We start from the raw sequence: 13,280 nt of genomic DNA on the forward strand, positions 1-13,280 counted from the left end.
CGTTAGTTGAAACTGATAAATGAATCTGTTAAACGACCGGTTGGAGTCATCATTATTGCTCTCGTTATGATGATCTTAGGGGGAGTTTCTCTTACTGGTTTGAAAGTGGATCTAATGCCAGATCTAGAATTACCAATTGCAGTTGTAAGTACCCCTTACAGTGGTGCTGCTCCGCAAGAAGTAGAAAACTTAGTGACACGGCCTCTTGAAGGTGTGTTAAGTGCCACTGAAGGTTTAAGCACGATGCAGTCAATCTCAGCTCAAAATCAATCCATTATCCTGTTGATGTATGATTTTAATACGGATTTAGATAACGTGATGCTAGATGTTCGGGAACGGATTGATATGGTACGACAAGGACTCCCTGATGGAGCAAGTGATCCGAGTGTCATGCGTTTTGATCCGAATCAGATGCCAATCATGCAAATCGGGATTTCAGCTGATATGGACTTAACGAGATTGACAAATATTGCTGAAGATACCATTATTCCAAGTCTTGAGCGAATTCCTGGTGTTGGACAAGTAGAACTAACAGGTGCCCAAATTCGAGAAATTGTCGTGGAACCAGATATTAACCTTTTACAAAATTATGGGGTTACGTTAACTCAGCTGTCTCAAATTATTGGCGGGGAAAGCATGAGTGCTCCAGCTGGCGAGGTGACCCGTGGTGGACAAGATGTACCACTTAGAATTGTTGGAGATTTCCGTTCGATAGCTGATGTTGAAAACATTAATGTTCCGTTGCAAACAGGTGGAACTATAAAGCTGTCAGAAATTGCATCCGTTCATGATACGTATCAGGAGATGTCCTCCCTTGCCTATGTAAATGGTGAACCAACATTGAGTTTAGATATTGTCAAACAAGGTGATTCCAATACAGTTGATGTATCCAATGCAGTGAGCAGGCAACTAGAGAATTTGGAAAACAACGTACCGCAAAGCGTTTCATTGACGAAAATAATGGACTCAGCTGATTTTATTAAAGATTCTATTCAAAGTGTTGTCATAAACATGGTCCTTGGTGGAACGATGGCCATTCTCGTCTTGTTAGTGTTTTTACGGAGCTTTCGTAGTACGTTGATTATTGGACTATCGATTCCGATTGCTTTAATTTCTGCCTTTACCCTTCTTTATTTTGCAGGGCAGACGATTAATATCATTACACTAGGCGGACTGGCGTTAGGTATTGGTCTGTTAGTTGATAGTTCGATTGTTATTCTAGAAAACATTTATAAGTATCGTGAAAGAGGCTATAGCAGAGTCGAAGCTGCTAAAAAAGGAGCATCAGAAGTTTCTTCAGCCGTTATCGCTTCAACGTTAACGAGTTTAGTTGTTTTCTTACCGATTGTTTTTACAGGTGGAATTGCTTCTGAGTTGTTCATGCCATTAGCGTTAACAGTTGGTTTCACGTTACTTGCTTCATTAGTTGTGGCTTTAACGATCGTGCCAATGTTATCTGGCCTTCTTTTACCGAAAATGAGTGTTGAGGAAGATCCAAAAGGCTTAGGGAAGGTAAGTGCTAGCATCGGTCGCTTTTTTGATCGAATTGATAACTTGTATCGAAAATTGTTAAAATGGTCAATCAAACACAAAAAGACCATTGTGTTTGGTACACTCTTTTTACTTGTCGCTAGTTTAGGTGGAGTTCGATTAGTGGGTATGGAGTTGATTCCTGCTTTTGACCAAGGTGAGATTAGCGCTAGTTTTGAAATGCCTGAAGGGACATCTCTCGAAGAAACACGTGAATCTTTAACACTGTTAGAGGATTATTTACTAGACACGGGAGTAACAGAAGTGATCTATGCCTCGGTGGGTGGAGGAGGCATGATGGGGGCTGGAGGTTCTAATAGTGGGGACCTTTATATTCGTCTCGTAGCGCCTTCTGAAAGAGATGTTACAACGAATGATATTGTTAGAGGTTTTGGTGACTTTGCAGAAACGATACCTGACCTTGATTTGAATGTGAGGGCTTTTGAAAGTGATGGGATGGGTGGTAACCCGATTGAAATTGAAGTCCGTGGTGAAGACTTTGATACATTAAAATTAATTGCGGATGATATTCAAGACATCATTAATGAAATACCTGGAACAACAAATGTCACTCATTCTATGGGGGAAGCAAGACCAGAAGTACAAATCCATGTTGATCGCGACATCGCATCACAATATGGGCTCTCGTATAGCGACGTCATGCAAACAATACGAAACAGTGTAACGGGTGTTGTCGCAACTCAGATGCGTACAGAAGGTCAAGAAATTGACATTACCGTTATATTGCCAAAAGAGTACCGAGAAAATTACAATCAAATACAAAACTTGCCGATCTCTACACCAACAGGCGATATTGTTTCCTTATCGGCTGTGGCTGAGTTCGTTCAAGCAGAAGGCCCAACAGCTATTAATCGACAAGATCAAACGCGAGGTGTTTCCATTACAGGAGACATTATGGACCGTGACTTAGGAAGTGTTATGGCTGAAGTTGAAGCTGAGTTGAATCACTACATCTTCCCAGAAGGCTATGATTATCAAGCTGGTGGAGATTATGAAATGATGATGGAAGCTTTCTTCGATCTTGCCCTTGCCTTAGGACTGGCAATCTTTTTAGTGTACGCGGTTATGGCTTTTCAGTTTGAAAAGGTGTTGTATCCTTTTATTGTAATGTTCAGTCTTCCGGCTACATTTATTGGGATTATTATCGGCTTTGTATTAACAGGTAGACCTTTAAGTGCACCTGCCTTTATTGGGGTCATAATGTTAGCAGGGATCGTTGTGAACAATGCAATTGTTTTAGTCGATTACATTAATACATTGCGAGCTCGTGGTCTTGAACGAGATGAAGCCATTCTAGAAGCAGGACCGACACGACTGCGTCCTATTTTAATGACGATGTTAACAACGGTTTTAGCGATGGTTCCTTTAGCTATTGGAATCGGGGAAGGCTCTGAACTTCAAGCACCTATGGCAACTGTTATTGTTTTCGGCTTATCCTTCTCGACGTTTATCACGCTTTTACTTGTCCCTGTCATGTATATTTACACAGATAATTTTACAAACTGGTGGAAACGGATCTTAAAACGTGACAAAGCAAAGGGAGAAGAAGTAGAAGTAGAGTAAGGAATGTTAAAACAATACAAGAGGCTGTTTAGGTTTTTCCTAGACAGCCTCTTGTTATTAGTTGCTATGATGAGAATAGGTTCGAGATTAGGAGCCAACAACAATCTTTTTTACCTACCGAGCATAAAAAATGGTAAAATGATCGTTGTAGATGATACATAAAGGAAGGGTAAATATGTCGGAAGAAAACATAACGAGGATAACGATAGACGGTAAGGAACTGATTCTCATCGGTACAGCCCATGTTTCAAAACAAAGTGCTGAACAAGTAAAAGAAGTCATCCAAGCCGAGATGCCAGATACTGTTTGTATCGAGTTAGATGAACAACGATATCAATCGATTAAAGATGGAAACAAATGGAAAGATATGAATATCTTTAAAGTCATTAAAGAGAAGAAAGCGACTCTTCTTCTTATGAATTTGCTTATAGCTTCTTTCCAAAAAAGAATGGCAAAGCAGTTTGGAATTAAACCAGGGCAAGAGATGATTCAAGGGATTGAGTCAGCTGAAGAGATCGGAGCCAATCTCGTTCTTGCTGATCGAAACATACAAATTACATTTGCTAGAATTTGGCAAGGTGTTGGCTTGTGGGGCCGGGCCAAACTGCTACTTGAAATCGTCTATAGTGTTTTTAGCAAGGATGAAATTTCGGAAGAAGACATGGAAAAGATGAAATCTAAAGATATGTTAAATTCAATGTTACATGAATTTACGATTGCTTTTCCTAAGTTAAAGAAGCCTTTAATTGATGAGAGGGACCAATATTTAGCCCAGAAAATTAAAGAAGCTCCTGGAAAGAAAGTTGTCGCTGTTTTAGGAGCAGCCCATGTACCTGGCATTAAAGAAGAAATCAAAAAAGATCATGATTTAGCAAGTTTGTCTCAAAGGCCGCCTAAATCGGTCGTACCAACCATTTTTGCATGGATGATTCCGCTCCTTATTTTAGGTATTATTGGGTATGCCTTTTATGCAAATCCTTCTGTTGGGGTTGATTTAACGTTAAGCTGGGTGTTGTGGAACGGCTTTTTCTCTGCGATCGGAGCGTTAATTGCGTTTGGACATCCTTTGACAATTCTAACAGCTTTTATCGCGGCACCACTTACGTCTTTGTATCCATTACTAGCAGCTGGTTGGTTTGCTGGAATTGTTGAGGCCTATATCCGTAAGCCAAAAGTAGGTGATTTTGAGAACCTTTCAGATGATGTGTTTACTGTTAAAGGGTTTTGGAATAATTCCGTAACAAGAATTTTATTAGTGGTTGTTTTAGCGAATGTAGGGAGCACGGTAGGTTCTATCGTTGGCGGAGCAGATGTGGTTCGCATGTTTATCCAAAATATATTAGGGTCATAAGAAAAGTCTCAACATCTTTATGGTGTTGAGGCTTTTCTGTATGGATAAGAACTTGTTGTTGAAGAAAACTATTTTAGACTTGGGAGGTGAAATCAAATGGAAAGCACTCAATATGGAATACACGAAATAACAGATATGCGTGAGTTGATAAATTTCAAGTGGGCTTGTCTTATTCAATCACAGGCACGGCTTGAACAAGTGGAAAATCCGGATTTAAAGATGATCATTGAACATAGCATCACTCAAGGAACCACAACGGTCAGTCAAATGAAAGACATACTTAGTCGAGCGGCAACACAAATGAACCAATAAGGGAGGAAGGAAAATGGAAAACAAAGAGTTAAGTGTAACAGATCACACGATAGCGACAGATTTACTTTTTGAAACAAAAGCAGCGATTAAAGATTTTGCAGCAGCCATAACAGAATCAACCACACCAGAGGTTCGACACTTTTTTACTCAACAGCTTAGAAATGCGATTGGCGAGCACGAACAAATTTATGGATTTTTGCAAGATAGAGGGATTTACGATGCTTATAATGTTCCACAACAGCTTCAAAAAGATATTCAATATGCTAATCGAGCATTAGAGGTGAGAAAATGAACGAAAACTTAGGAATACATGAAACATTGGAACTTCATGAACTTTTGACTTTTAAGAGTCTATGTTTAACAAAAGCATCTATCATGCAAGGGTTAGTTACAGATGAAACATTGAAATCCATTATGCAAAAAGATGTCGTGATGCATAATAAGCATCTTGAGCAATTAAAAAACCATTTAACATGAGGTGGAAATAACGATGAATTCATTTATTGAGAAAATAACAGGGATGGCTCCTTTGACCGATCAAGTGATTGCAACGGACATATTAGTGGCTTCAAAAGCAGAAATTAAAAATTATGCATTGGCCATCACAGAAACCGCTACATTGGATGTTCGTCAAACACTTACGAATCAATTAGAAGAGGTCATTTCTTTTCATGAGCAAATCTCTACTTACATGATTGAGAACGGTTACTACCATCCTCATGATACGAAAAAGCAATTGCAAGTTGATTTGGATGCCGCTGAAACAGCAATACAATTGTCAACAGATGAATAAAATTTCTATTAGAAGAGCATCCCAAGGGTGCTTTTTTCAATTTATAAAAGGTAGGATGTTTCAAAGATGTTACAAATCATGGACCATTGTCGGATTTTCTTGATTTGGATCGAATTCTGCGGCTTTTCCATGTATAATTAGGTTTGCGGTAAAAATAGATTTATATAAGGGAGGATTTGACAGAATGGAATGGGCGTTAGCATACTATTTGGGGTAGCAATATTGTTGCTCATTTTATCTTTTATTAAAACGAAACAATCGTCAAATGCAGCGAAACAAGAGCTCGAGCAATTCTCGATCTCGATTATGACAGAAATGTATCAATTACAACAGAAAATACGTGAATTTGAACTTGATACAGAAATTTCAGAGCAAGAAAAAGGAAGACAAGCTGTTTCTCCTAAACAACGAATTTTAATGAGAGAAGTGCTAGATTTATATAAGCGCGGCTATTCATTAGAAGGCATTGCAACGGAAACGGAATTAACAGAAAACGAAGTGAAGCTTCTGTTAACTCCTTACCTGGAAGATAGTGATGGAAGGAGAAGAGCAGCAAATGAAAGCTAACTCGATGCAAAGTTTTGCTGGAGGCTTACTAGTTGCAGCTGCTGTATGTGGCGGAGTCTATTATTTTGGGGAAAAAGATGTTGCTCCTATTCAAGCAAAAGAAAAGCCTGCAACAGAAGAAATGATCACAGACTTGCTTGCTGAAAATTACCATGTGTATGCTGAAGAGGAATGGCAAGATATACTGGAAAGTGTGGCTCAAGAAGCATATGATGATGCTGTAGCAAACATGGAACCTGTAGAGAGTGAGCAACAAGAACAACAAACAGAAGAAAATATCGTGTATCATACAAAACTGATTCTTACCGTATCAACTGGTATGACTAGTATTGATGTAGGTAACGCGCTTGTAAAGGCCGATATGATTGAGAACTCAATGTCGTTTTTTAATGAAGTAGAACGACGTGGTGTTGCTAATTCATTACGTCCAGGAACATTTGAAATCACAAGTGAAATGACGTTAGACCAAATTATAACAACCATTTTTAAATAGATAGATTCGATGTGTCCAAAAAGGGAATCATTCACCTTTTTTAGGCACATTTTTTGTTAGAATCATATTTCCATAAATGTTCAGTTGAAGGCATATGCTATAATACTTTCATAGAATATAGTTGAGATAATACTTACTTAAAATTAAAGGGGATAACAAGGTGGAAAAAACGTTAGAAAAAAGTCAGAATGTTTCATTATTAATGACTGAACTAAAACAAGATAATGAGAAAATGCAAGGAGTCATGAAAAAAATACAAGACATTTCAACAAAGTCTAATATACTTGCACTGAATTCCGGTATTGAGGCTGCTCGTGCTGGAGAGGCGGGGAAAGGCTTTGCTGTGGTTGCGACAGAAATCAAGAAATTTGCTGAAGAAAGTCTGAAAGCAAGTAGAGAAAGTGAAACGCTTATTAAAAGCATTCAAACAAAAGCAAATGAGATTATCGCCATGAGAACAGTTGATATTGCTTTTGATACAATAGACAAAATCGACCGCAATCTTTTTGAGAGGAATTGTGATGTACAAGCTTGGGCTACATTTGATGCAATTAAAGATTGCTTGTTACATCCGTCACCTGAATCCAAAAAAGTAGCACAAGCTTTTATGGAAAACATTTATAAAATTTATGAGGTTTATTTTGATCTATTTGTTGTTGACCTTTCAGGTGAAATCATCGTGGCTGCTCAAAACCAAAGTCAAGTTGGAAGAAACATGAATGAGCGTGATTGGTTCCAAGAAACCGTCAAACATAACGATGTTTATGTAACAGATATGTATCACTCATCTGTTGTAGGTGGATATACAATGGGCTATTCAAGTCCTGTCCATAACGATGCAGGAGAAGTTATTGGTGTGCTTACGACAAGATTCAACTGGGAATTTATTTATGATATTATCGATCGCGTAAAAATTGATGAAAAAAGTCAATTGTATGTCATTAATAAAGAGGGCTATGTAATTGCTTCAAAAGATCGAGGGGGAATCCTAAAAAAAGATCTTTCCCACTTGAAAGCTGTTAATCATATTATGACTGGTAAAGACAGACGCGGTTATACAACAGAAAACAACCAAATTTATGCCTACTGTTTAACGGAAGGGTACAACGCCTATAAAGGAAAAGGTTGGTCTGTTATTGTTTCAGAATCGATTGTTTAGTAATTGTTAAAAAAATAATTTAAGGAAGCTGGTTTAGCATGATACTAAGACTATTTTATTTTTAATAGTATGAAATGATGTAACAGCTTCAACGGTACATATGGTTTTTGGCAAGTGCTCTTTTTGTAGCTGATGTTCACAGGTACAGAATCCAGAAGCAACTGTACAAAGTTATGTACAGCATGGGAATCAAATTTTGGGGCGTAATGGAGAGCCGCTAGCTATCAACGGACAGTTTTACCGAGTAGGTGTCAATTTGAAAATATCCTAAATTTAAAGGACGAGGCGAAGCAACTTGCTGATATCTTGGGACTTGACCCCCAAGAAATAGAAGAGCTTGCTGTTGTCTATGAATTAAATCCGGATTGGCAAGCCCCTGAAATGGATCTTCCACATGCAGATCCTAATGGTACGGCTTTTCGAAGCAACCCAGGACACTCTCGCTTACTTGCAGGAAAAACGGGAACGGCAGAACTGAAAGATGCCCAAGGAACAGAAGGCGATATTATTGGCTGGTATTCGAGTGTAGATGTTGGTGATGAGTTACTCGCTACCTTTATGGTTGAAGGGAGACCAAGTGGGGACGTAGTAACAAAGGCTAATCGTTTTTGGGCAAGTGTAGGCGAATAAGCTGTTCTTCAAAGGTCTAAGTAACGATTTTTCTCCATATAAATCATATGGAGGGAGGTAGTTAATGTGGCTGTTTTACGTTGTGTTGACTGTGGATCGCTAAGTCTAGAAGGAAAGAATGCAAAAGAGTGCCCATATTGTGAACGAGTCTTATGTTACAGGTGTTCTGAGAAACAAAAGACAGTATTTGCTTGGAACGGTTGCGCAAACTGTTGTATTGATTACCGAAAATTAGTTCATCAATAATGGCGATTTCTTTTAACGTTTTAGTGTTCTCTGGAAAAAACCATTTAATTTTGAGGTAGTTCATTATATGAACTGCCTTTTTTCGTGCATGATGAAGCACAAAGGAATGAATACGGGAAGAACACGAATCGATAAAAATAACAAAGTATGCGAATAACCATTGATAAAAAAGGAAAAACCTTATATATGTCGAACTAAATGAATACATACTTTAGGAGGTGTATAACATGTATCAAGTCCCTGAACGCCAGCTACACGCTTATCAATTATGTTATGAGATTGAAATGCAACTTCGCGAATTGATTCACACTTTTGATATTAGCTCCCTCAAATTGAAGTATAAAACGTACAAAGATGTCATCTATATTGCTTCAAAAGTAACTAAAGTTGTAACAGGTGAGAATGCAAATAAATTAATAAGAGCTAATACAGTTAGAGAGAGGGTTTCCCGAATGATGACGGTTACAGAGGAGGATATCTTCATATTAGAGGACTGTCGAAATAGCTTGCCAAAAGTGTCAAAAGGCAAACAGAGTCATGCTGGCTAAAGTATTGGAACAAGGAATGAGTTTTTCTTCAAGATATTTAGAAGATTAGAATAGCTTTCTTATAAGTCCAATTCAGTTTTGTATACAGTACTCTAACTAAAACAATTTCATTGATTCTTTATCTTATAGAAAACTTGAATTTATTTTGATTCAGAAGCTAACTAGGCCCCCGTTCTTTTCATGAATGGTGGGCCTAGTCTTTTTTATGAACGAGAATTTAGAGTTTTGAATTGGCGGATAGTTGTACACACTAATAAAGAGCTCACATTAAAAATACAACTATTTGACCGAGGGTAAAATCTATGAATAAAACGTTAAATGCATTATTGGAACCCTTAGATTTAAAAGGGGAAGAGGATATTATTATTACAGGAATTCAACTTGATTCAAGAAAAATAAAAGAGGGAAATCTGTTTGTTGCGGTTACTGGACATGAATCAGATGGACATAACTTCATTCACTCAGCCATAACAAATGGAGCAGTTGCTGTGATTGGGGAGAAGCACATTACGGATAAATGGCCGGTGCCTATATCCAAGTAGAAGATGCAAGGAAAGTTTTGTCTATATTGGCAAATTGTTTTTATGATATGCCTCATCATAAGCATAAAATGATTGGAATCACAGGAACAAATGGAAAAACAACAACATCATATATGTTACATCATATATTGGAGCATAATGGAAAGGCTGTTGCCAGGTTAGGTACAGTTGAATATGTGATAAATGGAGACAAGAGGGAATCCAGCCTAACGACGCCAGATGCTATTTTGTTACAACAGATGCTTCATGAAAGCGAAGATGAATATGTCGTTATGGAAGTTTCGTCTCATGGTATAGACCAATATCGTGTTCACGGTCCAATGTTTGACTATGCTCTTTTTACGAATTTAAGTCATGAACACTTAGACTATCACAAAGACCTTGAAAATTATTATCATACGAAAAAAAGGTTATTTCAATGTCTTAAGAATGAAGGCAAAGGTATAGTTGGAACCTATGGCTCATGGGGAGAGAGATTGCAAGAAGAGTTAGCAGAAGAATTAGTACCTACTACTTCATTTGGACAGGCAACAGGATCGGAAGCCATTTATTTAAAATCATATGAGACAGTTCCAAATGTGAGAATCGTAATTCAGGACAACGGAGAAGAACATGTTATTCATATGAAAATTAAAGGAGAACATAATGTATATAACGCAATAGGAAGTTATATATGTGCAAGAGAAATAGGTCTTTCTTCTAGAGAAGTGATCGAGGCATTGGAAACATTTCAAGGAATTCCAGGAAGATTTGAAACAATTGAACTGCCTAATAACGCAAAGGCGTTCATCGATTATGCGCATACACCTGATGGTCTTCAGTACGCTTTAAAAACAGCAAAAGAATGCACAGAACGAGATCTCTATCATATCTTTGGATTTAGAGCGAAAAGAGATTGTTCTAAACGAGCTACAATGGTTGAGATTAGTCAAAGCTTTAGCGATTATGTTTGTTTAACATTGGATGATTTGAATGGAACAAAAAAAGAGGACATGCTGGCTGAGTTAAAAGAATTAAGCAAACCGTATCCAAATATTAAGGTTGTCGACGATCGAACGGAAGCCATTGCGCATGTTCTATCTTTGTTAAAAAAAGGGGATGGCCTTATCATTACTGGAAAAGGTCCTGAAGCTTATAAAGAAGAATATCGCTATCAAACACGTAACGATAGAGCAACCATTTTAGCTTGTATCAAAGAATGATAAAGAAGAGTGTTAACGAAACATCAATTAATACTACTAGATAATGATATTAAATAAGATAGAGACCAATAAAATAAGCAAAGCTACAAAACAGACCAAATTTTACTCATTTGGTCTGTTTTATTTTAAAAAATAAACATGGAGCTTTATCAACGTTAATGAACAAATGAAATATTGTCTTTTATGAAGAGTGACAATAGCTATCCGTAGCCTTTTATTTTTATTTGTAACCTCTGTACTACACTGAACTATACGAAATTCATGAGGATGCATAATCTATATTAACGAGAAGTGGTGAAAGTGGGGGAATGCGGTGAAGGATGAAGAAAAATTACTAACGGGGGCATGGCTAGATGCGATAGGAACACTCATTTCTGCTACAGCTGAAATGAGAGCTTTAGCTGGATTAGATGAAATTAACAATAAACTGATCACGATCGGCGAAGGATTACAAGCAGTTGGAACCTTGTTAATTGGTACAGTTACGACGGATGATCCGCTGAATTTTACTGGTAATTGGATTGACGGGGCTGGTGCAGCAACTTCAGCTTTGGCTGCCTATATACAGGATGTTGGTGATGAAAATATGGTTGATGGTCTTCGTCTCGGTATCCTCGGGGATGTGTTTCAATCGATGGGAGCATCAATAAGTTCTTTAGCCGACCACTTAATGGGAGAAGAGGGGTATGCAATAGGTAATGCACTTCAAGGTTTGGGCGCGGGTTTAGAAGCAATTGGTGGAGTGTATGATCTAAAAGGGAGAGAGGAGGGTCAAATCATCACAACGATTGGTGCCATCCTACAAGCTTTAGGGTCTAATATAAACGCAGTAATTATAACAAGAGAGACATTTCAATAATGTTTGGAAGTTAAGTTCATGCTCACTTAATAAGACCTGTTCATTTTTTGTAACACATAAAAAATAAAAAAACCTCCTACTATAGGTAGAAGGTTTAAGATTTGTGTTCTAAAGGGTAAGTGGTTGATTTCTAAAAATATACCGCAGTAAGAATAGACAAAAATAAAACCAAGTGATTGAAATGGTGATAGCAGCAAAAATATCAGAAGGAAAATGGGCACCTACAATAATTCTACTTAAAGCAACGGCTACAATTAAAATCATAAATAGAACCAATACCATCATCTTACTTAACGAGTGCCGCACCAAGCGGTAACACAGAAAAATAAGAAAGGAAAATAAAATAACACTTCTCATCGTATGGCCACTGGGAAAACTATAAGACGCGATTTCAAGTGAATATCCAAAAACTTCAATGACACTCATTTCACCAGGTCTTTCCCGTTGAAAAAGGATTTTCAAAAAAAAGTTTAGAGCAATTCCGCCAAAGGAAAGGGTGAATAAAAGAATAGCAACCCCCCACATCTTTTTAACCAACAGAAAACCACCGATAATGAAAGTCAGCAGTAAGATTGTTTCCCCAGATCCAATTTTTGTAATGGCCTCCATCACTGTAACAAGAAAAGTGGACGACCTTTCTACAAGGAATGAAATAATCATCTGATCAATTAAGACAAGTTGATTTTGAATAGAGAAAATGGAGATAAGAACAAATAGGATTAAGCACCCAGTTGCTATAGAAATCTGTTTTGTGTTCAGTAACATTGTACTACTCTCTCTTTCTTTAATGATTAAATGATTAGTATAACATCACTAAACATAAGAAACCATGGTTTAAAACATATGAACTTTGGAAATTTTTGTGCCGATAAATGCTCTTTAGACACAAAATACCCTTCTACCGTATATTAGTAGAAGGGTGAAGTAACGTTTTTCCCACAAAGCCTTTGCTAGGATTACCTCAAAATCGTGGAAAACGAATATATGTAAGGTTTGGCGGGACTGTGTAGGAATCGAACCTACCGGAGACGGCACGCGCCTCCCAAGCGGTTTTGAAGACCGTGGAAATGAAAGGGGGTCTTCAATCCCTTGTGAGACAAGGGTTTACTTAGGTTTAATGCCGATTCCTGCAACGGTTTCGTCTTTAGCTTTCTTACCGTATTGTAAGATTAATTGAGGAAAAGTACAAGTCTTTCAAGAGATGAATCTTAAGGTTACTAAATAGAAACGGAATTTTTAGGAGGAAAGGAAACAACGATTGAAAGAAAAGCACTATTAGGGAACACATTCCTGATGAAGTTAACCAAAGTATAATTAAATAGCTCTTGATAAAAAAATCTATTTATCTAACAAAACAACTAATAATATTTTATTTTCCGTCACTAGGCGACGACATTCGACATTTTTAATATAGTAAAATGTTAATAGGATATAAGATTTAAGAATGTATTTGTGAACACTAGT

The 13,280-nt window shown here is 37.5% G+C and carries 15 protein-coding genes and 1 tRNA gene; 14 read left to right on the forward strand and 2 right to left on the reverse strand.

Annotated elements, in window-relative coordinates; all coding sequences use genetic code 11:
• Nucleotides 1-6: 6 nt before the first annotated feature.
• The 14 genes from JCM9140_RS01355 (at nucleotide 7) to JCM9140_RS01415 (ending at nucleotide 11,816) form a co-directional block, all read left to right on the forward strand.
• Nucleotides 7-3,114: an efflux RND transporter permease subunit gene (locus JCM9140_RS01355; protein ID WP_034741230.1), complete on the forward strand. Its 3,108-nt coding sequence runs from the start codon at nucleotides 7-9 to the stop codon at nucleotides 3,112-3,114.
• A gap of 175 nt (nucleotides 3,115-3,289) precedes the next feature.
• A complete protein-coding gene (locus JCM9140_RS01360) occupies nucleotides 3,290-4,465 on the forward strand; it encodes a TraB/GumN family protein (protein ID WP_034741233.1) in 1,176 nt (391 codons plus the stop codon).
• 96 nt (nucleotides 4,466-4,561) lie between these two features.
• The gene (locus JCM9140_RS01365; RefSeq protein WP_034741235.1) at nucleotides 4,562-4,777 is read left to right on the forward strand and encodes a hypothetical protein; all 216 of its coding nucleotides are present in this window, start codon (nucleotides 4,562-4,564) and stop codon (nucleotides 4,775-4,777) included.
• A gap of 13 nt (nucleotides 4,778-4,790) precedes the next feature.
• Nucleotides 4,791-5,069 (forward strand): spore coat protein, encoded by a 279-nt coding sequence (locus tag JCM9140_RS01370; RefSeq protein ID WP_034741237.1) that lies wholly within the window; start codon nucleotides 4,791-4,793, stop codon nucleotides 5,067-5,069.
• Entirely contained in the window at nucleotides 5,066-5,254 is a 189-nt protein-coding gene (locus JCM9140_RS01375) for a lipoyl synthase (RefSeq protein ID WP_034741240.1), read from the forward strand. The genes JCM9140_RS01370 and JCM9140_RS01375 overlap by 4 nt, the downstream gene beginning before the upstream one ends.
• A 13-nt stretch (nucleotides 5,255-5,267) precedes the next feature.
• Nucleotides 5,268-5,570, forward strand: a complete 303-nt coding sequence (locus JCM9140_RS01380; RefSeq protein ID WP_034741243.1) for a spore coat protein — start codon at nucleotides 5,268-5,270, stop codon at nucleotides 5,568-5,570.
• Between the two features lie 189 nt (nucleotides 5,571-5,759).
• Entirely contained in the window at nucleotides 5,760-6,137 is a 378-nt protein-coding gene (locus JCM9140_RS01385) for a hypothetical protein (RefSeq protein WP_034741245.1), read from the forward strand.
• Nucleotides 6,127-6,630: a hypothetical protein gene (locus JCM9140_RS01390; RefSeq protein ID WP_034741248.1), complete on the forward strand. Its 504-nt coding sequence runs from the start codon at nucleotides 6,127-6,129 to the stop codon at nucleotides 6,628-6,630. The genes JCM9140_RS01385 and JCM9140_RS01390 overlap by 11 nt, the downstream gene beginning before the upstream one ends.
• A 160-nt stretch (nucleotides 6,631-6,790) precedes the next feature.
• Nucleotides 6,791-7,789, forward strand: a complete 999-nt coding sequence (locus JCM9140_RS01395) for a methyl-accepting chemotaxis protein (protein WP_034741252.1) — start codon at nucleotides 6,791-6,793, stop codon at nucleotides 7,787-7,789.
• Nucleotides 7,790-8,095: 306 nt separating this feature from the next.
• A complete protein-coding gene (locus tag JCM9140_RS01400; RefSeq protein WP_034741255.1) occupies nucleotides 8,096-8,419 on the forward strand; it encodes a hypothetical protein in 324 nt (107 codons plus the stop codon).
• Between the two features lie 473 nt (nucleotides 8,420-8,892).
• Entirely contained in the window at nucleotides 8,893-9,213 is a 321-nt protein-coding gene (locus JCM9140_RS01405) for a hypothetical protein (RefSeq protein WP_034741258.1), read from the forward strand.
• A gap of 302 nt (nucleotides 9,214-9,515) precedes the next feature.
• On the forward strand, nucleotides 9,516-9,755 hold the full coding sequence (locus JCM9140_RS22215) for a Mur ligase domain-containing protein (protein WP_052001978.1): 240 nt from the start codon (nucleotides 9,516-9,518) through the stop codon (nucleotides 9,753-9,755).
• Nucleotides 9,731-10,957, forward strand: a complete 1,227-nt coding sequence (locus JCM9140_RS01410) for a Mur ligase family protein (protein WP_052001979.1) — start codon at nucleotides 9,731-9,733, stop codon at nucleotides 10,955-10,957. Before JCM9140_RS22215 ends, JCM9140_RS01410 begins: the two co-directional genes overlap by 25 nt.
• A gap of 313 nt (nucleotides 10,958-11,270) precedes the next feature.
• Complete coding sequence (locus JCM9140_RS01415) at nucleotides 11,271-11,816, forward strand: DUF6944 family repetitive protein (protein ID WP_034741261.1); 546 nt, start codon at nucleotides 11,271-11,273, stop codon at nucleotides 11,814-11,816.
• Nucleotides 11,817-11,924: 108 nt separating this feature from the next.
• Here JCM9140_RS01415 and JCM9140_RS22220 read toward each other — a convergent pair whose 3' ends face one another.
• Together JCM9140_RS22220 and JCM9140_RS23450 are read right to left on the reverse strand one after the other, a co-directional pair.
• The gene (locus JCM9140_RS22220; RefSeq protein ID WP_052001980.1) at nucleotides 11,925-12,581 is read right to left on the reverse strand and encodes a phosphatase PAP2 family protein; all 657 of its coding nucleotides are present in this window, start codon (nucleotides 12,579-12,581) and stop codon (nucleotides 11,925-11,927) included.
• Between the two features lie 229 nt (nucleotides 12,582-12,810).
• Nucleotides 12,811-12,905 (reverse strand) — tRNA-OTHER (locus JCM9140_RS23450).
• Nucleotides 12,906-13,280 lie beyond the last annotated feature (375 nt).

Origin of the sequence: Halalkalibacter wakoensis JCM 9140 (assembly GCF_000513095.1) — a bacterium.
GTDB lineage: Bacteria > Bacillota > Bacilli > Bacillales > Bacillaceae_D > Halalkalibacter > Halalkalibacter wakoensis.